The following is a 21481-nucleotide window of genomic DNA, read 5'->3' on the forward strand; positions in this document are numbered from 1 at the left end:
GGGGCGGAGAGATGTCTCAGGCGGGCACGTCGACGGTCAGTCCGGCTGCCTGGGCGGCATCGGCCAGTCGTTTGTCGTACGTGACGAATGAGGTGAGCTGGGAGCGGATGCGGAGAGCCGTTGCCAGGTGAATGGCGTCCAGGCTCCGTACAGTCGCCGGTTTCACGGTCTGGGCCAGAATGCGAATGCCGGCGTCCAGTTCCACCAACTCGATCAGGTCGAGGACTGGGTGGAGTCGGGCGACAGCTTCTGGGGCGTAGCGTGCCAGGGCCCGGGATGACTCGATCTCTGCCAGAACCGAACTCGTCCATCCGGTCTCCGCCCGTTCGTCGAGCCAGTCGCGCAACGCCTGTGACTCGGCCTCGGCGTGGACGAGTTTCACGATGGCGGCCGAGTCGAGATAGATCATCAGCGCTCGTCCTCGCGGCTGCGGGCGATCTCCGCGGCGATGTCGATGCCGTCCGGTTCGCCGAGCGGCATCCGAAGAACAGCGCGACGCATCGCGGCGGCCCGCTCCTTGCGCAGTGCGGCTTCGAGTACGGCTTGGCGGATGGCCGCCGAGCGCGAGCTGCCGTCACGGGTCAGAACATCCAGGGCGTGCTCGGTCTCCGGGTCGCTGCGGATGGTGATGGTGTCAGCCATGCAGCCAGCGTAAGACGTTGCGTCTTACGCGGTAAGTCCTGGCTTGCCGTCCCTTCCGCAGCCACGAAAACGCCATTCGGTTCCCGGACCTGGCCGCCCGGGTCGATCAGGCCGTTGTGCCGTTGGAGACTCCGGCACCGAACCCCGCGGAGCACCCTTACGTCGGGGTGATTCCGCTGAGGTCGATGGTGGACGGTTCCCGGTCGGACTCGGAAAACTCCCAAGCCTTGATTTTCGCGCTCTCCGGCACCCGGTAGGCGAACACCATCTGGTCCTTGGAGCCGGGCTGAAGCCGCTCGTCGCACTCCGGGTTCCCCGGGATCTTGTCCAGGCCGTCGATGGCGTCGTAACGGCGGCCCTGGTCGTCGATCAGGCTGCTGACGATGAGCGGCGAGCACGTGAGGTCCATACCGGACTTCGTTCCGTTGAGGACGACGGCCTCCAGGGCCACATACTTCGCTTCGGCACCGGCGCTCTTGGTGCCTCCCTCCATGAAGATCCCGTCGACCTCATGCACTTTGTTGATCTTGACGACCGTGCCGCCATTGCGGGCTTCCTCGCCGGTCTTGGATCCGCCCGCCGAACCCGCACTGGGAGACCCCGAACTGGGAGACCCCGAACCGGGAGACCGAGACGCGCTCGTTGCGGCGGTGTGGGGCGGGCCGCTGCAGGCAGTGAGCAGCAGGGCGGCGGTGAGTACCGCGGTCGCTGCGGTCGTACGGGTGTTCATCGTTCCCTCAGGGTGTGGTCGGACGGGCACTTGGCCGCCCCGTGACACGGTTTACCGGCCGGTCAGGAAGTGGGGCCAGTCTCTCTGGCCATGCGTAGGGCAACCTCGTGCTCGTCCGGGCACCTGCGGTTGTCGACAGGACACGTTTTCTCCGGGGCTGACACGCACCCGGGAGACATCGTCTCGATCTCTTCGAGACACATGGTGCAGAGCACCTCAGCCGCTGGGTTGAGGCTGTCCGGGCCGCTGATGCCGCAGAACGTTGTCTGCCAGGGGACGTCACGGCAGCACACGAGGTGCGTGATGGCATGCGCGTCGGAGATGAGCCAGTACTCGGTCTCGCTCTGCGTACCGGAGGTCACACTGTCGAGGCGATCCGCAGCGGCAATCATGTGATCTCTGGGCAATGTTTCCTCCTGGCAGCAGCTCCACACGGTAGCGCGGGCCCGTGAGGTTCATGTAGCGGTTTCCGGCCGGGGCCGCCGACCGGGATGCGGACATCGCGCACTGGCTCGAGCCACCATTCCGGGGCGGTGGGGAGCGGGCTCAGGCTCCTCCGGGGGGGGTTCCGAGTGGACATAGCTGCACAGCGCCTCGGCCCTGCACGGCGGAACTACCTCAGCAAGACAGGGCTGTAGCTGCCTCGGTGCGCTTGGCTCGGCTGGTACGGATGTCCAGCTACGGAGCCTTCGCGAGTGCACAGACGCTCCGGCTCGGTGCACGGCGGCTGCGGGATCGGCTGTCGTGCTTTCCCGGAGCGGCCGACGCTCGGCCCTGGTTCATTTGCCGGCTTCCGGTCCGTACCACTGGAGTGCCTGGCCGGTGACGGCGGCGATGCACTCGAAGTCCCGGTCGCGGTGCAGGAGGGTGAGCCCCTGCAACTCGGCTGTGGCGGCCACCACGAGGTCGACCGGCCCGGCGCTGCGGTGCTGTCCGCGCTGGGTGAGGACCTCCTGGACCTGCCAGGCGCGGTCGTAGGCGCGGTCGTCGACCGGCACCCAGCCGAAGAGCAGGCGTATGTCCTCGATGCCTTGGGTGCGGTCGGCGGCGGAGCGGGCGCTGTAGAAGAACTCCAGCTCGGTGATGGGGCAGGTGGCGATGAGCCCGGCTGCTGCCGCCTGGTCCCATCCGTACTGCTCGGCGTCTCCGCGCATGAGGCGGGCGAGCGCGCTGGTGTCGATCAGGAACTGCGCGGCGTTCACCGGCGGTAGTTCCCCTTGTCCTCGAAGAGGTCCAGGTCGAAGGCGCCCTCTTCCGCCGCCGCACGCAGGCGTGTGAGTGCCAGTGCCCGGCGCCGGTTCTCGAGCACTTCGCGCAGGGCGGTGTTGACGGTTTCCTTCTTGGTGCTGGTGCCGAGCGCCTTGGCCACGTCGGCGACCAGCTGATCGTCGAGGTCGATCACGGTTCGACTCATCGACTGCACCTCCAGGGATATCATTGGTGCCATCGATTATATACGCAGGTACGTGGATGGGTGTGTCACCGAGACTGGTGGCGGCGGTATGGAGGTGCCCGGACCGCTTCTCAGCGCAGCGCGCTCTTCCGCTGCCACTCGGTCCACGAGAGGTTCCACGCGCCGAAGCCGTTGCCGGGTGCGACCACGCCCTTGGTGTCCTTGCCGGTGATCTCGAACGGGTCGCCCGGCCGCACCTGCCCGTAGAACCAGGCCGCGTTCGCGTCGCTCATTCCTATGCATCCGGAACTGTGGTTGGTGTTGCCGAAGTAGCGGGCGTTCCACGGGGCGGCGTGCGCGTACATGCCCGACCAGGTCAGCCGCATCGAGGAGTCGACCATCTTGTCGTAGGCGTCGCCCAGGCCCACCGTCTCGGAGTTCATGTTGATCGTGCCCTCCTTGGCCATGAGTACGGCGGTTCCGCGCCAGGAGCGCTTGTCACCGCCGGGCGTGCCGCCGGAGACCGGTATGCGCCGGACCGTCTCGCCGTCGCGTACGAGGGTGAGTTGATGGCGGTCGAGGTCGACCTTGACGATCTGCTGGGCGCCGATGGTGAAGGTGGTCGTGTAGTCGCGTACGAACCAGCCGCCGTCCGCGCCCGAGTCGGTGCCGTTCAGCTCGGCGTTCAGCGTGACCTTGGTTCCGGGCTTGAAGTACGTCCTGGGCCGCCAGTCCACCCTGTCCCTGCCCGACCAGTCGCGTATCCAGCCCCAGGAGCCCTCGGTGCCGTTCGAGGTGGTGATCCTGAGCTGCTTCTCGACCTCGGCCCGGTTCCTGACGGGATGGTCGAAGACCAGGGAGATCGGCTGGGCGATGCCGACGGTGGTGTCGCCGGTGGCGTCGGCGCCCGGTCGCCAGTCGACCTTGTTGACCTTGTCCGCCGGAGCCGTCGTGAAGGCGGCCTTGGTGCTCTTGGCGGTTCCGCCCTCGGTCCGGGTCGCCGCCGTCACCGCGTACGCCGCGCCGGGTACGGCCTTGCGGTCGGAGACCCACGACCGGCCGTCGGCGGCGACCTTGCCGGCGAGCCTGTCGCCCTCGGCGTCGGTGACGGTCACCGAGGTGAGCCTGCCGCCCGCGGCGGTGACCTTCACGGGCTCGCCCGCGCGGGCCCGTTCTCCCGTGGGCGTGACGGTGACCGTGACAGGGCGGTCGTCGGCGCCCGGCGTCACCTTGGTGTCCGGGGCGCCGGAGGAGGCGCCGGGGGAGGAGCTCGACGAGCAGGCGGCGAGCGGTGCCAGCAGGGCAACCATGGCGGAGGCCACGACGGCGGCCCGGACGCGGGCATGGGCGAGTACGCGGATGCGGGACAACGAGACCTCCGGGAAAGGCGGCAACGAGGTGGGTGAGTCGGCGATGTCGTGACTGTAGAGCCGGAAAACCCGAGGTCAGCCGCTGTGGAGCAATGTGACGGCGACTGGTGAGGAACGGTCATGGTCCGGTCACATTCGCCGCGCGGAGCGGTCATGGACCGCTGTGAACCTCCTGTGTGTCCCCGTCACAGGTCCGGGGAGAAGGAGAGGCTCAGCTGTGTCAGCGCTGCTCGTTCCGCCCAGCCGCACGCCCCAAGCACGGAACCGGGGCGTGGCCCTGCGCACCATCACCGCGGAGACGTACCGCGCCTTCCTCGCGTCCCCCGACGGGGTGGCCCTCGGCGCCGGTTTCCTGCAGTGCCCGTCCTGGGCCGACGTCAAGGAGGGATGGCGCGCCCAACTGCTCGGCTGGGGACCGGATCCGGAGGCAGGCGCGCTGACGGGCGTGGCCCTAGTGCTGCTGCGTCAGTTCCCCGGCACCCGCAAGTACTTCGCCTACCTTCCCGAAGGGCCCGTCGCCGACTGGAACGACCCCGACGTCGACGGCTGGCTCGGTCCGCTCCTTGAACACCTGCGCCGCGCGGGCGCCTTCGCCGTACGCATCGGCCCGTCGCCCGTCTACCGGCGCTGGGACGCCGCCCTGCTCAAGCCGCTCACCGGCCCGGGCCGACGCCTGGGCGACGTCCTCGCCAGTGAGGTCGACCCGCTCGGCACCGCCGTCGCCGAGCGGCTGCGGGCCTGCGGCTGGCGCCGCTGCGGTGGTGACGGGACCGGAGAGAACGGGGACGGGGACGCCCAGCCCCGGCACGTCTTCCACGTCCCGCTCGCCGGACGCACCACCGAGGACCTGTGGTCCGGGCTCAACCAGGAGTGGCGACGCAATGTGCGCCGAGCCCAGAAGGAGGGTGTGGAGGTGGTGGTGGGCGGTGCGGCACAACTCCCCGAGTTCTACCGGCTGCTGGGCATCACCGAACGACGCGACGGTTTCCGCCTCGGCCGCTCGCTCGCCTACTACGAGCGTCAGTACGCGGCGCTCAACGCCGAGGAACCGGGCCGGATGAAGCTGTACCTCGCCCGTCACCGAGGAGAGATCCTGGCCGCCCACACGATGATCACGGTGGGCCGCCGGGCCTGGTACCAGACCGGTGCCTCGGCCGATCACCGCCGTGAGGTCCGGCCCTCCAACGCCCTGCAGTGGCGGATGTTGCAGGACGCCCACGCCCTCGGCGCCGACGTCTACGACATGCGCGGGGTACCCTCCACTCTCGATCCTGAGGAACGTACGTACGGACTGCTGCGGTGGAAGCTCGGCACCGGAGGACAGGTCGTCGAGACGTTGGGGGAATGGGAGAGGGCATTGGGCGGCAGCGCCAACCACGCGCTTCACCGCGCCTTCCAGGCGTACCTGAACCGCCGATGAAGCAGACGACGCCGGCGAAGCAGACGGCGCCATCCGGCATAGACAGCGCGGAAGCGACGAAGGCGGCCTCCGCCGCACGCGGCAGTGCCGTCATGGCCGCCGGATCCATCGTCGCCCGGGCCACCGGCTTCGCCCGGTCCGCCGTGGTCGCGGCGGCGCTGGGCACCATCGGGCCGGTCGCCGACGGCTACGCGGTCGGCAACGCCCTGCCCACCATCGTCTACATGCTGCTCCTCGGCGGCGCGCTGAACGCCGTCTTCGTGCCGGAGCTGGTCAAGGCCGCCAAGCAGCACGACGACGGGGGCGTCGCGTACACCGACCGGCTCGTCACCGTCTGCGTCGTCGCCCTGCTGGCGATCACCGCGACCGCGGTGTGGGCGGCGCCCGCGATCGTCGACGCGTACACCGACTACACCGGTCAACAGGCGGCCATGACCACCGCGTTCGCCCGCTACTGCCTGCCCCAGATCTTCTTCCTCGGACTGTTCACGCTGCTCGGACAGGTACTCAACGCACGGGGCCGGTTCGGCGCGATGATGTGGGCGCCGGTCCTGAACAACGTCGTCGTCATCACCGTCTTCGGCCTGTACCTGGCCCTGTCCCTGGGCGGCGGGGACACACGCACCGCGGGGAACACGCTCACCGCGACCGAGACCGCCGTGCTCGGCTGGGGCACGACCGCCGGAATCGCCGTCCAGGCACTCGCCCTCGTCCCCGCGTTGCGCGCGGCCCGCTTCCGCTGGCGGCCCCGTTTCGACTGGCGCGGCAGCGGACTGACCCGCCCCCTGCGCTCGGCCGGCTGGCTGGTGCTGCTGGTCCTGGCCAACCAGGCCGCCTACTGGGTCACCACCCGCCTTGCCACGACCGCGGGCCTCGACGGCGGCCCCGGATACGGCGCGTACAACAACGCCTATGCCCTGTGGGTCGTACCGCACGGCATCATCACGGTCTCCGTGGTGACCGCGCTGATGCCCCGGATGAGCGCGGCCGCCGCCGACGGGGACACCGCCGCCGTACGGCGCGACGTCTCCCACGCCCTGCGCGTCAGCGCATCCGCCGTCGTACCCGCCGCCTGCGCGCTGTTCGCCCTCGCCCAGCCGGTGATGGCCCTCGTCTTCGGGTACGGCAGGACCAGCGCCGCCGACACGGCCGCCATGGCCGGGATCCTGATGGCCTTCGCGCCGGGACTCGTCGCCCTGTCGGGCCAGTACGTCCTGTCCCGCGCCTTCTACGCGCTCTCCGACACCCGTACGCCGTTCCTGCTCAACCTCGTGATCGTCGCCCTCAACGCGGGACTGTCCCTGGCCGCCGCACACCTGCTGCCGGCTCGCTGGGCCGTGACGGGCATGGCGGCGGGGTACTCACTGGCGCTGTGCGCGGGCTGGGCGATGACCGGCCTGGTGCTGAGCCGTCGGCTCGCTGTCGTGCGCCCTCTGCGCTCGTCCGCCGTCGGCGCTCACGCGCGGCTGGTGCTCGCCGCCGTCCCGGCCACCGCGCTGGGCCACCTCGCGGTCCTGGGCGCGGTAAGGGCGGGGGCCCTGGTCGCCGCAACTGCCGGGGCGATCGTCGTCGTCCTCGTCTTCGCCCTGCTCGCCCGTCCCCTGCGGCTCGCCGAACTCGACGCGCTGCTCTCCGGCGTACGCCGCAGACGGACCCGGAACTGACCATCACCGAGGGAGAACTGCCCATGCCCCGCGTGCTCCTCATCGAGGACGACCCTTCCGTACGCGAGGGGGTCGAACTCGGTCTGCGCCGCCGCGGCCACGAGGTACGGGCGGCCGCGACCGGCGAGGCCGGCCTCGCCGCGCTGGTCGAATTCCGCCCCGATCTGCTGCTCCTTGACCTGATGCTGCCCGGAATGAACGGCGTACAGGTCTGCCGGCAGGTCCGCGAGCACAGCCAGCTGCCGATCATCATGCTCACCGCGCGCGGCGACGACTTCGACGTGGTCATCGGCCTGGAAGCCGGTGCCGACGACTACATCGTCAAACCCGCCCGCCCCGAGGTGATCGAGGCCCGGATCCGTGCCGTACTGCGCCGCCTGGACGACAGCGGCCCGGGCCGCCCGGCCATCGAGGTCTACGGCGAACTCACCATCGACCGGGCCGGACTGACCGTCACCAAAGCCGGCCGGCCGCTCGCGCTCGCTCCCTCGGAGCTCAAGCTCCTGCTGCACCTCGCCGCCGCCCCCGAGCAGGTGTTCAGCAGGCAGCAACTGCTGGAGCACGTCTGGGAGCACAGCTTCACCGCCGACGCCCGACTGGTCGACGCATGCGTCGCACGTCTGCGCGGCAAGATCGAGGACGAGGTCGGCAGCCCCCGCTACGTCCAGACACTGCGGGGCTTCGGCTACCGCTTCGGGCCGCTGTGACCAGCGGCGAACAGCGGTCGCGGGTCAGGGTGTTCGGGCTGCGTACGCGGCTGTTGCTCGCGTTTCTGGTGGTCGCCGCCGTCAGCGCGGGTACGACGGCCGCGCTGACCTACCGGGAGGCCCGCAGCGCGCTGCTGCAGACCGCCCAGGACACGGCGGTCACATCGTTCCGTGACCACGTTCAGCAGACGGGCTTCTTCCTGCCCCTGGAGAGGGAAGGCCTGGAGGAGGTCCTGCAAGACATCGCCCGCAAGGGCAAGCCCCACCCCTGGGTGGTGTTCGCCGAGTACGGTTCGATCCGCGCCTCCTCGGGCGAGAACCCCGTCTCCACCGTCATCACCCCCGAACTGCGCCGCGCCGCGCGGGCCAACCCCCACGGCAGCTTCGAGCGGGTCGTCAAGGACGGCGTTCCCTACCTGACCATCGCCATGCCCACGGTCTTCAAGGCAGGGCCGGACAGCGTGCTGCCCAGCGGACTCGTCCTGTACGCGGTCATGCGGATGACCGATGAGCAGGTCAACGTCGACGCCCTCCTCATGGCCGGCCGGGACGGCGCCCTGCCCGGCCTCGCCGTCGCGCTGATACCCGGCCTGATCGCCGCGCGCAGTGTGCTGCGCCCGGTGCGGAAACTGCGCCAGGCGGCCCTGAGCATGGGCAGCGGCAGACTCGACACCCGGATTCCGGTGCGCGGCAGCGACGAACTGGCGGACCTGGCGCGCACCTTCAACGAGTCCGCGGGTCAACTCGAACGCACCGTACGGGAGTTGCGCGAGGCCGAGGAACGCGCCCGCCGCTTCGCCTCCGACGTCTCGCACGAACTGCGCACCCCGCTCGCCGGAATGCTCGCCGTCACCGAGGTCCTCGACGAGGACGCGGACGGCCTGGACGCCGACACCGCCCGGGCGGTCCGGCTGGTCAGCGCGGAGACCGGAAAGCTCGCCGTGCTCGTCGAGGACCTGATGGAGATATCCCGCTTCGACGCCCGCGCGGCCGAGCTGAACGCCGACGAGGTCGACGTCGCCGAGGCCATCCGTAAAACCCTGGACAACCGGCACTGGACCGACGACCGGGTTCGCGTCGAACTCCCCGACGGCATCCGGGCCCGGCTCGACCCGCGCCGCTTCGACGTCGTGATCGCCAACCTCGTCGGCAACGCCCTGCGGCACGGCGGCGCGCCGGTCACGGTAAGCCTGCGCACCGAACACCTGGGCGCCGAGGCACACTCCCCGGGCACGGCCGTGCTGATCACCGAGGTCGCGGACAGCGGACCCGGCATTCAGCCCGCTGTGCTCCCGCACATCTTCGACCGCTTCTACAAGGCCGACGCGGCCCGCACCCGTTCGGCGGGCAGCGGCCTGGGACTGGCGATCACCCTGGAGAACGTGAAGCTGCACGGCGGAACGATCCGCGCGGGGAACCGCCCCGAGGGCGGTGCCGTCTTCACCGTCGAGATACCGCTTCACACGGAGGAGGCCGGCGGATGAGGCGTGCGCGGAGCCGCCGACGTGTGCCGGCCGTCGCCTTCGCTGTGGCCGTCGCGGCCGCCGTACCGCTGCTCGGAGGCTGCGGTATCCGGGGGACCGACGTCATAGAGGCGGGCGGTCCCGCCAGCATCCAGGCCTTCGTGAACCCTGACTACGACATGCTGATCTTCTTCCGTTCCTCCGACGGAGGGCTGAGTCCCGTGGTCCGCCCGACCAGGCCCTCGGACGCGGTCTTCGGGACCGAATACCTCGTCTCGGGCGATGTGGAGGACTCCGGCGTCACGGAGGGACCGGTGCCGACGGAGAAGGTCGTCCGGTCGCTGCTCGCCGGTCCGCGGGAGAAGGACCGGGCCGCCGGCCTGAGCACCTCCCTGCCCGCCGTCCGCGCCGGCGGCACGGTCGCGGTCGAGCGCTCCTCGGGCGGCAGGGTCACGGCCCGCCTGCCTCTCGCCCTGGAGGGACTGGACAGCACCGCTCTACGTCAGCTGACCTGCACGATCGCCTACAGCCAGGGCGGCGACGGCAAGGCCGTGGTGGAGCTGACGGGCCAGGACGGGGCATCGAGGTCCGACACCTGCGGACTCGACCTCGGCAACACCGGGAACGTCCCCACGGAGGCCGAGCCCCGGGCCCGGCCCACGCCGCCCGGCACGACCGGCTGAGACCCCGTCACACACGACGGCGCTCGCCCTGGGGTGCGGCTCAGTGGTCGTCGCGGATGGTGGTCGCGATGCCGTTGCTGATCACGACCTCGGCGGAGAAGCCTTTCTTGGCGGCCGTCTCCAGTTCGGCCTCGGTGCACTCGGTGCCGCCCTCGCCGCCCGGCCCGGTGTTCACGGCGTCGCAGATGTCGTCGTAGCCCATGATCTTGGTGTCCTCGGCGAGGAGGAACTGCTGCTCGACGCCCTTCATGTCGGAGACGGTGTACTTGCCCGGCGCCAGGTAGGAGACGTTGCCGAACCAGGTGCCGTTGACGCCCTTGCCCTCGTTGATGCCCTCGACGACGGTCTCGCCGGAGCCGGAGCCGGAGCCGGAACCACCGCCGGAGCCGGAGCCGGAGCCGGTGTCCTGCTGAGGGGCACGCCGCTCGGTCACCAGGGCCGCGATACCGTCCTTCATCTCCACGTCGGCGCTCACGGCGCCCTTCTTGGTGGCCGCCTCGAGCTGATCCAGCGTGCACGGCGCGTCCACCTTGGACCCCGCCTCGCCGCATATCGTGCCGGAGCCGTAGACCTCGGTGTCGTCGGCGACCCAGAACTGCTGGTCGTCCTTGCCCGGTACGGACACGATGTACTTGCCCGGGGCGAGGTAGGTGACCTCGCCGTTCTTGAACGAGCCGCTGACGCCCTTGGAGTTCTTGGAGTTCTTGGAGTCCGACGCCTTCTCCGCGGCCGCCACCGGGCTTGCCGTGTCCGACTGGCTCGCGCCGGACGAGCTGTCATCGGTGCCGTTCTGGCACGCCGTCATCAGCAGTCCGGCGGTGATCGCGGCGGTGGCGAGGACAGCCTTGCGCAGGTGGCGGTTCTTCACGGGAGGTTCCTTCCAAGGGCGGCGGTAGCAGGGAGCCGGCGGCGTTTTCGCCGTTTCCCGCTCTGTGATCACTATGAGGACCCCCAGGTCCCACAGGTCACGCCTGTCCTCGCTTCAGAACAGCGTGGTCACACAGCCGTGACACAGCAACACATCGGCTGTGGACGGCAGTTCGTCGACGCCACCGTGCGTCACACGGGGAAGCGCAGGACGACCCGCAGCGCAGGACACGGCTCTCGAACACTGCTCGAACACCGGCGAGGACCATGACACCGGATGGACAACTGGGCTATCGGCCGGTCGCAATCAGGTATTCGACAAGGGACACCAGCAGATCGCGGCCGACCGACTTCTGCCTCATGTCCCCCATCACCAGGGGCACTTCGGGACCCAGGTCCAGCGCTTCACGAACCTCTCGCTCGTCCCGGTCCATCCGGCCGTGGAAGCAGTTGACGCCGACCACGAACGGGATGCCGCGGCTCTCGAAGAAGTCGATGGACGCGAAGCTGGACTCCAGTCGCCGGGTGTCGGCCAGGACGACCGCGCCGAGCGCGCCCTGCACCAGGTCGTTCCACATGAACCAGAAGCGCTCCTGGCCGGGCGTGCCGAAGAGGTAGACCACCAGTTGGCTGTTCACCGTGATGCGGCCGAAGTCCATGGCCACGGTGGTGGTGGTCTTGTCCTCGATGCCTCCGACGTCGTCGACGCCCACACTCGCGACGGTCATGTACTCCTCCGTACGCAGCGGAGTCACCTCACTCACCGCCGCGACGAGCGTCGTCTTGCCCACGCCGAAGCCACCTGCCACGAGGATCTTGACCGCCGCGGGCGACGTGACTGCGCGCGCGCCGCCGACCGGGTCAGATTCTACGAAGACCATCCCTCACCGCCCGCAGAAGTGTCATGTTCGATTCGCTTCCTACCGCCATGGCGATCGGTGGTCGGGTTGTCACCCTGCCGAGTCCGACCAGATCGTCGATCAGGATCTTCGTCACGGCCACGGGCAGATTCAGTTCGGCGGCGACCTCCGCCACCGCCGCAGGCCGTAGGCACTGCTGGAGTATCGAGCGGTGCTCGGGCTGCAGACCACGGGTGCCGGCCCGGCCCGGCGCCGGTTCGACGGTCGTCACGATGGTGATGAGGGTGAGGTCGTCGCGCGCCGGAGCCGTCCGGCCCTGGGTGATGGTGTATGGCCTGACGAACAGTGATTCGGCGTCGTCGGCGTCCTCGGCCTCCATGTCGTCCATCCAGTGACTCACTCACGTACACCGCCCTCGACGGGTGGCGCACCGACGCGGGCCTCGGCGCCCAGACGCTGGCCCACCTGCTGCATCAGGGTGTGCATGGCCACGGCCATGAGCTCGGCGTCCACCTCCTGGGAGGCGACGACAGCCAGGTGGGTACCCCTGCCTGCGGCGGATATGAACAGCCAGAGATCGCTCATCTCGACGATCACCTGGAGCACCGGACCACCGCCGAACAGGCTCCCGGCGCCTCGGGCCAGACTCTGCTGGCCGGTGGCCACGGCGGCGAGGCGCTCCGCGTCCCGTCGGGCGATGGTGCGGGACTGGCTGACCACCAGCCCGTCGTCGGACAGCACGATGGCGTGCTGGGTGCCGGGCACCTGTTCGACCAGGCCGTCCAGCAACCAGTCGAGGTCCTGAAGGGTGGCGGTCGTTCGCTGTGTCATGGTCAGTCTTCCGTCGGGGTCCGTCTGCGATACGGGAGGGCTTCGGTGCGGTCGCGTTCCCCGGTGCCGCGCTCCACGGCGCCCGGGTCCGCGCCGCCGTGTGCTCCGGCGCTGCTGAACACGGCGTCGGTGTGGTGGGCGTCGTCCCGGGCCTTGCGGGACTGGCGCTGGAAGGCGCCGATCGTCGCCCCGGAACGGGCCGGAGCGGCCGGTCGCTCCGGTGCCTGCGCGGCGGCCGGGTGCGCCCGCACATTCGCATGGGGGTCCCGCAGCTCGTCGACGAGGCTGGCCATGCGCACCCGTTTGGGCAGCGGCTGCTCCGTCGGGGTGTGGTGCACCGGCGGCAGGCCGGTGTGCGACCGCTGCCCGGTGGACGTGTCACCGTGGTGAACCGCGGACCCGGCCCCGGCGCGGGAAAGCGGGGTGAACACGTTGACCACCGGCGCCGTGCCGTGGGCCGGGCCCGGCCCGGCCGTCGTGACCGGATCCGCGGTGGGCCATTCCGGGGTGGCGACCGTCGTCGACACGGGCTCAGGACCCTCGAATCCTTCGAATCCCTCGGGACCCGAAGGAGCCGAAGGATCCTCGACGACGAAATGGTCGGGGATCAGGGCGACCACCCGGGTGCCGCCGAACGACGAGGGCCGCAGCTCCACCTTGATGCCGAGCGACTGGGCCAGTCGGGACACGACATAGAGGCCGAGCCTGACGTCGTCGGCACGCGACAGGACGTCCAGCCGGGGAGGTTCAGCCATCAGCCGGTTCGCCTCGTCGTACTGCTCGGGGTCCATGCCCACGCCGCGGTCTTCGATCTCCACCGCGAGGCCGCGCCCCACCCGGGCGGCGTACACCTCGACGGGGGTCGGCGGCCTCGAGAACGTCACCGCGTTCTCCATGAGTTCGGCCAGCACATGCACCACCAGTCCGACCGCTCGTTCGGAGAGCCAGACGCGGCCCTCGACCTCGATCTGGATCCGGCGGTAGTCCTGGACCTCGCTCTGTGCGGAGCGGAGCACATCAAGGAGCAGCACGGGTTTGCGCCAGCGCCGCTGCGGCTGGCCGCCGCCGAGGATCACCAGGTTCTCCTCGTACCGCCGCAGCCGGGCGGTGAGATGGTCCAGGTCGAAGAGGCCCTCCAGGACCTCCGGGTCCTCGTGCCGGCGCTCCAGCTCACTGAGCTTCTTCATCTGGAGCCCGATGAGCAGCTGGGTGCGGCGGGCGATGCGCTGGAGGAGTTTCTCGAATCCGCGGAACTGCCCCACCTGCGCCATGGTGGTGTCCAGCGCACTGTGCCGCGCGAGGTTGAGCGCCTGGCCCAGTTGGCCGAGTTCGTCGTGACCGTGCTGGATCTGCGGGAGTTCGGCGTCCGCGTCGACGGCCTCCCCCCTCCGCATGCGCTCGACCACGTCCGGCATCCGGGTCTGCAGGTCGAGGGCTGCCTGCCGGAGGGCGAAGATCCGGCGGCGCAGCATTCGGGTGAGCAGTGCGCTGACCACGATGACCACGACCACCGCCCCCGCGCCCATCGCGCTGGTGAGGACCAGCTTCGTCACCATGGAGTCGAGCTCCCGGTCCGTGGCCGCCGTGAGAGTGGCCGAGTAGGCGCCGTTGAGCTCCTGGAGCGGGCCCATGACCTGTTCGACGCTGCTGCTCCAGGTCTTGCCCAGTTCGGCGGAGAAGGCGTTCGACCCGGACGAGGAGCGGCGCACCACGTCGTGTTCGGCGTCGGTCTTCGCTTTCCACGCACTGCCGGCCATCAGCTTCCGGTACCGCGTCGCCTGGTCGCTGGGGACAAGGGCCTCGACCTTGTTGTCGTAGATGAAGCGTTCGGAGCCGATCCACTCGGCCAACTGCTCGCGTTCGCCGGCGGAGAGGCGCCCGGTGACGGTGCCGCGGGTGATGATCGCGCTCTCGCGCGAGATCATCTCCATGCCCCAGACCGAGTCGATGGCCGGCCGGGCGAGGTAGTCGATGTCCGCGATGCCGACATTGCTCAGTACGGTGAACAGCTTGAGGTCGGTGGCGATGAGTCCGGTGTAGTCGTCGAACGTCTGCTGCTGGGAGGCGGTCCGCCGGTCGACGGCGTTCCGGTAGTCGGCCAGTTTGTCCAGGTCCCTGCCCACCCGGACGACGTTGCGGCGGATGTCGTCCGGGGCGTCCCATTCACTGCCGGGGAGCGCCTGGACGGTTTTGACGGCCGCGTCGGTTCGGCCGCGCTGCTTCTGCAACTCCGCCTTGTACGACCGGGAGTCGCCCAGCGCCGCACCGCTGAGCCGCCGTTCCTCCTGGAGGCTGAAGAACGCGGCCATGATGGGCCGCGCGGCCTCGGTGGACGCCTCGTTGCGCTGCCGCTGCTGCTGCCACTCCGTGTACAGCTGCACGGAGGTCGTCGCCCACAGGGCGACCAGAGTCACGCTGGGCACCAGCGCCAGGATGAGCAGGGCCGTGCGAAGTGACGGCTGCCGCCTGGCTCCTCTCTCCGAAGAGCCTCTCTCCGGAGGGCCTTGCTTTTTCGACGCACGTGCATGCACTGCCACGGAAGTTCCCCAGCGCTGCTCTGAGTGACGGGCCGCCTACGGTCCGCTCGACGACGCCAGATACTATCGCGAAACAGTTAGCCAAATATATCTATCTAATTTCGATTGGGCCATGACGAATTGCGGACCGTACTCCGTAGGTGACGCATCATCAGCACATCTCAGAGCCCGCCCGGCACGAAGTCACGAAGTACGGCAAGGCGATCTCGCCGGTGGAGGCGGGCCCGGCGCGGGGCGGTGCTCGGCGGCGTGGGTAGGTTGGTGGCCACCGACCCAGGAGTTGCCCCGTGCCCGGCCGCCTCAGCGTTTTGTTCGTGACCGATCTCGCCTACCAGGCCAGGGGGCGGCGCTACTGCGACGAGGACATCTTCCTGTCGTCGCGGCTGCGGAACGACTTCGACGTCGCTTTGTGCCACCCGCTGGATGCCGCCGCTCTCATGGACGCCTTCGACGGGGTCGTGGTCCGCAACAGCGGCCCTGTGCTGCACTACCAGAAGGAGTACGACGCCTTCCGGAACCAGGCCGCGGCGCGCGGCACCCGGGTCTACAACCCGCTGTCCGGCCGGGCCGACATGGCCGGCAAACAGTACCTGCTGGACCTGACGGCAGCCGGATACCCGGTCATCCCCACCATCGACCGGCCCCAGAACCTCGGCGCGCTGCCCGAGACCGGCCAGTACGTGGTCAAGCCGAAGGCAGGGGCGGACTCCATAGGCCTCAGCTTCGTCTCCCGGGAGCAGCTGGACGGCCTCACCTATGGCGACATTCTGGTCCAGCCCCGCATCGACTTCCGCTACGAGGTGTCGTTCTACTACGTCGACGACGCCTTCCAGTACGCCCTCCACGCCCCCGACCCCGACCGTCGTTGGGTCCTCGAGCCCTACCGGCCCACGGAAGCCGATCTCGGTTTCGCCCGCCGCTTCATCGACTGGAACACCCTCGATCACGGTATCCAGCGCGTGGACGCCTGCCGCACCCAGGAGGGCGACCTCCTCCTGGTCGAGCTGGAAGACCTCAACCCCTACCTGTCCCTGGACCATGTCGACGACCCGACCCGTGACACCTTCGTCGCCGGCATGACCGCCTCCCTCCACCGGTTCCTGGACATCTCACCCCGCACCTGACCGGCACACCCCCGGCCACCTCAACTGCCGCTGCCCCTTCGTGTACTGGCTCGACCGGCTCGTAGGGCCTTCCGCCGGGTCGCGGAAGACGGATCCGAGCTACCCGTCCGTGCTGGATGGCCGGGCGCGGTCGCCCGGTCGTCCGCCGGCCGGGAAGGAACGGGCGGTGCCGCGGACGCGCAGGGCGACCTCGTCCCCGACGGCGGGCGGCCGGGCGGCCGGGTCGAAGACCCGCGCGGCCACCAGCGTGCCGTCGCTCAGGCGCAGGGCGAGCACCGCGTCGTGGCCGTAGAAGTCGCGCCGTACCACGGTCGCGGCGACCGCGCCTGCCGTCCCTGGCGAGGCGAGCGTGATCTGTTCGGGCCGCAGCAGTACGCGCGTCGGGCCGGTCGGCGCACCGCCTTCGAGCCGTGTGAGTCCTACGGTGCCCAGAGGGGTGCGAGCCTGGTCGCCGTCCATCACACCGGGCAGCCACACCGCCTCGCCGACGAACCCGGCCACCCACGGGTCGGCCGGTGATCCGTAGAGGAGTTCCGGGGGGCCACTTTGGACGATACGGCCGTCCCGCATGACCGCGACCTCCGCGGCCATCGACAGCGCCTCCGCCTGGTCGTGGGTGACGAGGACCGCCGTGGCGCCGTCGGCGTGCAGGGCCTGCCAGACGTCCCGGCGCACTTCGGCCCGCAGCGCGGCGTCGAGTGCGTTGAACGGCTCGTCGAGCAGCACGACCGGCGGGCGCGGCGCGAGTGCCCGGGCGACCGCGACGCGCTGCTGCTGCCCGCCGGAGAGGTGGTGCGGCATCCGTTCCTCGAAGCCTGCAAGACCCACCAGCTCCAGCACGGCAGCCGCCCGGCCGGCCCGCCGGGCGGCCCGGCCGAGCCCGTAGGCGACGTTGCCGAGGACGGAAAGGTGCGGGAAGAGCGCGCCCTCCTGGGGGACCACCGCGATCCGCCGCCGCTCCGGCGGCACCGATGCGTCGGAGGTGGCGACACGGCGGCCGTCGATACGGATCTCTCCGGCGTCCGGCGCCTCGAAGCCCGCGATGCAGCGCAGCAGCGTGGTCTTGCCCGAGCCGGAGGGACCGAGGACGGCGACGAGCGCTCCGGAGCGGACGCCGAGGTCCACTCCGGACAGTGCCTGGACGCGGCCGTAGGCCTTGTGGACGCCGGCGATGCGCAGTTCCGCCATGTCAGCCGCCTGTCCGGGTGAGGACGCCGGTGCGTGCCGACAGCCACCACGTGGGTACGGCGGCGATGAGCACCAGCAGGGCCGCATAGGGGGCGGCGGCGGCGTACGCGGCGACCGAGGTGTGCTTCCACAGACCGGTGGCGAGGGTGTCCGTTCCGGTGGGGCGCAGCAGCAGCGTGGCGGGCAGTTCCTTCATACAGGTGAGGAAGACCAGTGCGGCGCCGGCGCCGATGCCGGGTGCGGCCAGTGGCAGGGTCACCGTGCGCAGTACGTACGCCCGGCGCCGTCCGAGCGAGCGGGCCACCTCCTCCAGGCCGGGCGGGGCCTGTGCCGCGGCTGCGCCGACGGCCGCGACGGCGAGGGGCAGGAACAGGGCCGCGTACGCGAGCGCGAGCAGCCACACGCTCTGGTAGAGGGGGTAGGCCACGTTGATGCCGAAGAACACCAGCGACAGCCCGATGACCAGACCGGGCAGCGCGTGCGAGAGATACGCCAGGCGGTCCAGAGCCACGGAGAGCAGGCCGGGAGCGCGGGCGGACAGCAGTCCGACCGGCATCGCCAGCACTAGGGTCAGGACCGTGCCGAGCAGGGCGACCTGCAGCGAGTTCCCGGCGGCGTCGGCGAGTTCGCCGAGCGACCCGGGCCGTGAGACGCCCTCGCCGAACCACCGGACCAGACTCAGCGCCGGCACGCCGAGAGCCGACCCGAGCACACCGGCGAGCCCGAGTACGGCCGCCCGGCGCAACCGGCCCAGGCGCAGTCGCGTCGGCGGCCGGGGCGCCCCGCCGCCGAGACGGGCGTAGCGGGCCGCACGCCGTCGGCTGAGCTGCTCGGCGAGAAGCACCAGCGCCGTGAGGGCGACGAGGGCCGTGGCGAGCACGAGCGCCCCGGTGCGGTCGAAGCCGAGGTTGATCGAGGTGAAGACGGCCCGGGTGAGGACGTCCACCCGCAGGATCGAGACGGCCCCGAAGTCGGAGAGCACGTAGAGCGCGACCAGCAGCGCGCCCGCCGCCACCGCCGGCCGTACCTGGCGCAGCGTCACACCGACGGTCGTACGCCACGGACCGCGCCCCAGAGAACGGGCCACCTCCTCCTGCCCCGGGTCCACGCCGACCAGCGCGGCGGCGACCGGCAGGTAGACGTACGGGTACGAGACCAGCGTGAGCACGAGGGCCGCTGCCCAGAAGCCCTCGAAGCCCTCCACCGTGGACACCCAGGCGAAGGTCGCGACGTAGCTGGGGACCGCGAGGGGAAGCGCGGCGAGCACCCCGAACAACCGCCGGGCCGGCAGATCGGCGCGGGTGACCAGGAACGCCACGACCACGCCCAGGACCGTGCAGGCCGCGGTGACGACCACCGCCAGCGCCACGCTCCGGACGACGAGTTCCCCGGTGCGCTCGGTGAACAGTTCGCCGGCGATCCGGTCCCAGCCCGCCTCGCCGACCCGTATCCCCAGATAGGCCAGCGGAATGAGCGCGACGCCGATGGCGAGCATCGCCGCGCAGGCCAGAGCCGGGCGCGGCATCAGCCGCCGCGTCCGGCGCAGGACGAGGGCCGGCGTGCTGCTCAGACGAGCCCCGATTCCCTGATCATTTCGATGGTCGTCGCCAGGTCGTCCAGGTCGTTCAGGTCGATGTCCGGTGCGTTCAGCGACGACAGCGAGGGCAGGCCGGGAGCCGGGCCGACACCGTCGATCAGCGGGTACTCGTACGTCTGCTCGGCGAAGTAGGTCTGGGCCTGATTGCCCAGCAGGTAGTCGACGAACTCGCGGACGTCCGGATCGTCGTCGGCCTTGTCCAGCACGCCGACACCGGAGACGTTGACCAGGCTGCCGATGTTCTTGTCCGGGAAGAAGTGGTTCTTCGCCTTGAGGGCGTCGACGGTGGTGCCCTCCTCCTTGGCCAGCTCGTACACGTAGTAGTGGTTGACCAGCCCGGAAGCGAGCTTGCCGGAGTTGACGTCGGCGACGATCGGCGCGTTCCCCTCGCGGATCTGGGCGTCGTTGGCCTTCAGCCCGTCGAGGAACTCTCTTGTCCTCGCGTCACCGTGCTCGACCCGCATCGCGGTGATGAACGCCTGGAACGAGCCGTTGGTCGGCGCGATGCCCACCTTGCCCTTCCATTCGGGCTCGGTCAGTTCGAACACGGACTTGGGCAGATCGGCCTTGGCGACCTGGTCGGCGTTGTAGGCCATCGTGCGCACGCGGCCTGTCACACCGACCCACTCGCCGCCCTCGTCCCGGTAGGCGGCCGGCACCCTGTCCAGCACCTCGTCGGGCAGCTTGGCGAAGAGACCCTTCGCGGCCACCGCCCCCAGGGCCCCCGCGTCCTGGGCGAGGAAGACGTCCGCCGGGCTCCGACTGCCCTCTTCCTGCAGCTGGGCGGCCATCTGCGCGGTATCGCCGTAGCGCACCTCGACGGTGATACCTCTGGCCTCCTGGAAGTCCTCCAGCACCGGCTTGACGAGCGACTCGCTCCGACCGCTGTACACGGTGATCTTGTCGTCCGTGCCCGGGTGAGCCTCGGCCCGGTCGGCCTCGGCCCGCGCGGCCTCGGTCTGCGTGGTCTGTCCCCCGCAGGCCGTGGCTCCCAGGGCCAGCAGACCGCCGAGGGCCGACGCCAGCAGGGGCCTCATCCCGGAGATACTCACGATCCCGCTCCTCCGTCGCCGGCCACACCAGGCCATGGTTAGGTCAGGCTAAGCTTCTTTAAGTCAGGCTAACCTCGCCAATGGCACATATGCCCATTTTTGTTCGGCGTCAGGGGTGACGCCGTGAGCAGAGGCAATCGGTGACAGGTCGCGTACGCGGATCAGTCGCGCACGCGGATTCAGATGCCGGGCAGGCCGTCCCCGGCACCGGGCACTTCGTGGTCGGGTCGGCTCTCGGGCCGCTCGACGACCTGAGCGAGGTAGAGCGGCTCGCCCAGCCTCTCGGTACATCTGAGGGCCAACCGTGTCCTCCGCCGATGGCAAAGGACAGTTCAGCTCATGCCGGGGGCGCTGTCCGGCTACGACCCGAAGTTCTGGGTCCAGTAGTTGCCCGGCTGCGCCAGGCCCACACCGAGCTCCTTGAAGCCACAGTTGAGGATGTTGGCCTTGTGGCCGGGGCTGGCCATCCAGCCGGCCATGACGCTTTCGGGAGTGCCGTATCCGGCGGCGACGTTCTCGCCCGCGGACCTGAAGTTGTACCCGACACGGGCGAGGCGGTCGCCCATGGACGAACCGTCGGAACCGGTGTGAGACATGTTCTTGTGATCGGCCATGTCCTGGCTGTGGTTCTGAGCGGCCTTGGTGAGCTTGGCGTTCGTGGTCAGCGGCCCACAACCCGCCTTGTCGCGCTCGGAGTTGACCAGGGTCAGCACACGATTCGTGGGACCGGAGTCCGCCGTGCTGGCGGGGGCGCTGGGAGCTTTGCTGGAACGCGTGGCCTTCGGGGTCGGAGTGCTTGAAGGCGGAGCAGGCCTAACGGGTTTGCTGCGGGGGCGCGTAGGGGTGGGACTGGGACTCTTGGACGCCGAGGGGGACGCTTTCTTCGGGGTTCTGGCCGGAGTGGCAGGGGGAGAAGTGGCCGCCTTGGAGGCGGCCGGGGGCGCGGTGGGCGTCCGCGAGGGCGGCGCGTCGGCTACTTGATCCGAAGTGCCCCATCCCAGCCAGGAGAACGCCACACTGCGCAAGCCCCCCAGCTCGCTACCGCTCGCCAGCGCGACCGAAGGAATACCCACGGCGCCCGCAGCCACCACGATGACTGCGGTACGGGATATCTTCCGGCGCTTCTTTTTCTGGCGATGCTTGTTCATACGTGGCCTCACTCAGTGGTCCGGCATTGGGCAGCAAAGCAGCGCAGCGCTGGCGAGCCCGGTCATTATGGGGATCGGCGAGCGCACCGGGCAACGAACACCCGTACTGCTGCTGGGGGTGCCGACGAGTTCACCCGGGCCATGAGGACGTACGGATCCAGCCGTCGGCACACAATCTCCGCCACCCGCACACACCAGTGACCAG

At 69.9% G+C, this 21481-nt stretch carries 22 protein-coding genes; 6 read left to right on the forward strand and 16 right to left on the reverse strand.

The features are described 5' to 3' along the window. Nucleotides 1–16: 16 nt before the first annotated feature. From OP79_RS14275 to OP79_RS14305, 6 genes are all read right to left on the reverse strand, one after another. A complete protein-coding gene (locus OP79_RS14275; protein WP_033320515.1) occupies nt 17–409 on the reverse strand; it encodes a type II toxin-antitoxin system VapC family toxin in 393 nt (130 codons plus the stop codon). After that, complete coding sequence (locus tag OP79_RS14280; protein ID WP_033320516.1) at nt 409–642, reverse strand: ribbon-helix-helix protein, CopG family; 234 nt, start codon at nt 640–642, stop codon at nt 409–411. Before OP79_RS14280 ends, OP79_RS14275 begins: the two co-directional genes overlap by 1 nt. 157 nt (nt 643–799) lie before the next feature. After that, a complete protein-coding gene (locus OP79_RS14285) occupies nt 800–1372 on the reverse strand; it encodes a hypothetical protein (protein WP_033320517.1) in 573 nt (190 codons plus the stop codon). Nucleotides 1373–2151: 779 nt separating this feature from the next. After that, nucleotides 2152–2574 carry a PIN domain nuclease gene (locus tag OP79_RS14295; protein ID WP_033320519.1) on the reverse strand — a complete coding sequence of 141 codons (423 nt, stop codon included), beginning with the start codon at nt 2572–2574 and terminating at the stop codon, nt 2152–2154. Then, the gene (locus OP79_RS14300; protein ID WP_033320602.1) at nt 2571–2786 is read right to left on the reverse strand and encodes a type II toxin-antitoxin system VapB family antitoxin; all 216 of its coding nucleotides are present in this window, start codon (nt 2784–2786) and stop codon (nt 2571–2573) included. The genes OP79_RS14295 and OP79_RS14300 overlap by 4 nt, the downstream gene beginning before the upstream one ends. Before the next feature lie 110 nt (nt 2787–2896). Beyond that, nucleotides 2897–4135: a L,D-transpeptidase gene (locus OP79_RS14305; protein WP_033320520.1), complete on the reverse strand. Its 1239-nt coding sequence runs from the start codon at nt 4133–4135 to the stop codon at nt 2897–2899. 217 nt (nt 4136–4352) lie between these two features. Between OP79_RS14305 and OP79_RS14310 the strand changes: the two genes are divergently transcribed. The 5 genes from OP79_RS14310 to OP79_RS14330 are packed head-to-tail and all read left to right on the forward strand — an operon-like array spanning nt 4353 to nt 10072. Next, nucleotides 4353–5555 carry a lipid II:glycine glycyltransferase FemX gene (locus OP79_RS14310; RefSeq protein ID WP_033320521.1) on the forward strand — a complete coding sequence of 401 codons (1203 nt, stop codon included), beginning with the start codon at nt 4353–4355 and terminating at the stop codon, nt 5553–5555. Next, nucleotides 5552–7219, forward strand: a complete 1668-nt coding sequence (murJ, locus tag OP79_RS14315) for a murein biosynthesis integral membrane protein MurJ (protein WP_033320522.1) — start codon at nt 5552–5554, stop codon at nt 7217–7219. Before OP79_RS14310 ends, murJ begins: the two co-directional genes overlap by 4 nt. Before the next feature lie 23 nt (nt 7220–7242). Further along, on the forward strand, nt 7243–7926 hold the full coding sequence (locus tag OP79_RS14320) for a response regulator transcription factor (RefSeq protein ID WP_033320523.1): 684 nt from the start codon (nt 7243–7245) through the stop codon (nt 7924–7926). Further along, the gene (locus OP79_RS14325; RefSeq protein WP_033320524.1) at nt 7827–9410 is read left to right on the forward strand and encodes a sensor histidine kinase; all 1584 of its coding nucleotides are present in this window, start codon (nt 7827–7829) and stop codon (nt 9408–9410) included. Before OP79_RS14320 ends, OP79_RS14325 begins: the two co-directional genes overlap by 100 nt. Continuing rightward, on the forward strand, nt 9407–10072 hold the full coding sequence (locus tag OP79_RS14330; protein WP_051744641.1) for a hypothetical protein: 666 nt from the start codon (nt 9407–9409) through the stop codon (nt 10070–10072). Before OP79_RS14325 ends, OP79_RS14330 begins: the two co-directional genes overlap by 4 nt. A gap of 40 nt (nt 10073–10112) precedes the next feature. Here the strand turns inward: OP79_RS14330 and OP79_RS14335 are convergent, their stop codons facing one another. The 5 genes from OP79_RS14335 to OP79_RS14355 all read right to left on the reverse strand — a co-directional run bounded on the left by OP79_RS14335 (nt 10113) and on the right by OP79_RS14355 (nt 15053). Further along, nucleotides 10113–10940, reverse strand: coding sequence for a hypothetical protein (locus OP79_RS14335; protein WP_033320525.1), 828 nt, complete (start codon nt 10938–10940; stop codon nt 10113–10115). Nucleotides 10941–11229: 289 nt separating this feature from the next. Continuing rightward, nucleotides 11230–11820: a GTP-binding protein gene (locus OP79_RS14340; RefSeq protein ID WP_033320526.1), complete on the reverse strand. Its 591-nt coding sequence runs from the start codon at nt 11818–11820 to the stop codon at nt 11230–11232. Beyond that, nucleotides 11801–12187, reverse strand: coding sequence for a DUF742 domain-containing protein (locus OP79_RS14345; protein ID WP_051744642.1), 387 nt, complete (start codon nt 12185–12187; stop codon nt 11801–11803). The genes OP79_RS14340 and OP79_RS14345 overlap by 20 nt, the downstream gene beginning before the upstream one ends. Before the next feature lie 8 nt (nt 12188–12195). Beyond that, nucleotides 12196–12630, reverse strand: a complete 435-nt coding sequence (locus OP79_RS14350; protein ID WP_033320527.1) for a roadblock/LC7 domain-containing protein — start codon at nt 12628–12630, stop codon at nt 12196–12198. A gap of 2 nt (nt 12631–12632) precedes the next feature. Next, nucleotides 12633–15053 (reverse strand): sensor histidine kinase, encoded by a 2421-nt coding sequence (locus tag OP79_RS14355; protein ID WP_157857312.1) that lies wholly within the window; start codon nt 15051–15053, stop codon nt 12633–12635. A 422-nt stretch (nt 15054–15475) separates the two neighbouring features. On the opposite strand from OP79_RS14355, the gene OP79_RS14360 reads away from it, so the two are divergent. Continuing rightward, the gene (locus OP79_RS14360; protein ID WP_425428569.1) at nt 15476–16291 is read left to right on the forward strand and encodes an ATP-grasp domain-containing protein; all 816 of its coding nucleotides are present in this window, start codon (nt 15476–15478) and stop codon (nt 16289–16291) included. Nucleotides 16292–16390: 99 nt separating this feature from the next. On the opposite strand, the gene OP79_RS14365 is transcribed toward OP79_RS14360, so the two are convergent. The 5 genes from OP79_RS14365 to OP79_RS58265 all read right to left on the reverse strand — a co-directional run bounded on the left by OP79_RS14365 (nt 16391) and on the right by OP79_RS58265 (nt 20841). Beyond that, complete coding sequence (locus OP79_RS14365) at nt 16391–17479, reverse strand: ABC transporter ATP-binding protein (protein WP_051744644.1); 1089 nt, start codon at nt 17477–17479, stop codon at nt 16391–16393. A 1-nt stretch (nt 17480) separates the two neighbouring features. Beyond that, nucleotides 17481–19004, reverse strand: coding sequence for an ABC transporter permease (locus OP79_RS14370; RefSeq protein WP_033320529.1), 1524 nt, complete (start codon nt 19002–19004; stop codon nt 17481–17483). 41 nt (nt 19005–19045) lie between these two features. After that, a complete protein-coding gene (locus OP79_RS14375) occupies nt 19046–20128 on the reverse strand; it encodes an iron ABC transporter substrate-binding protein (RefSeq protein ID WP_245685322.1) in 1083 nt (360 codons plus the stop codon). Nucleotides 20129–20307: 179 nt separating this feature from the next. Further along, nucleotides 20308–20430, reverse strand: coding sequence for a hypothetical protein (locus tag OP79_RS58030; protein ID WP_281193184.1), 123 nt, complete (start codon nt 20428–20430; stop codon nt 20308–20310). 57 nt (nt 20431–20487) lie between these two features. Continuing rightward, complete coding sequence (locus tag OP79_RS58265; RefSeq protein WP_051744645.1) at nt 20488–20841, reverse strand: CAP domain-containing protein; 354 nt, start codon at nt 20839–20841, stop codon at nt 20488–20490. Between the last annotated feature and the right edge of the window lie 640 nt (nt 20842–21481).

This window comes from Streptomyces yerevanensis, from assembly GCF_000716805.1.
GTDB classification, from domain to species: domain Bacteria; phylum Actinomycetota; class Actinomycetes; order Streptomycetales; family Streptomycetaceae; genus Streptomyces; species Streptomyces flaveus.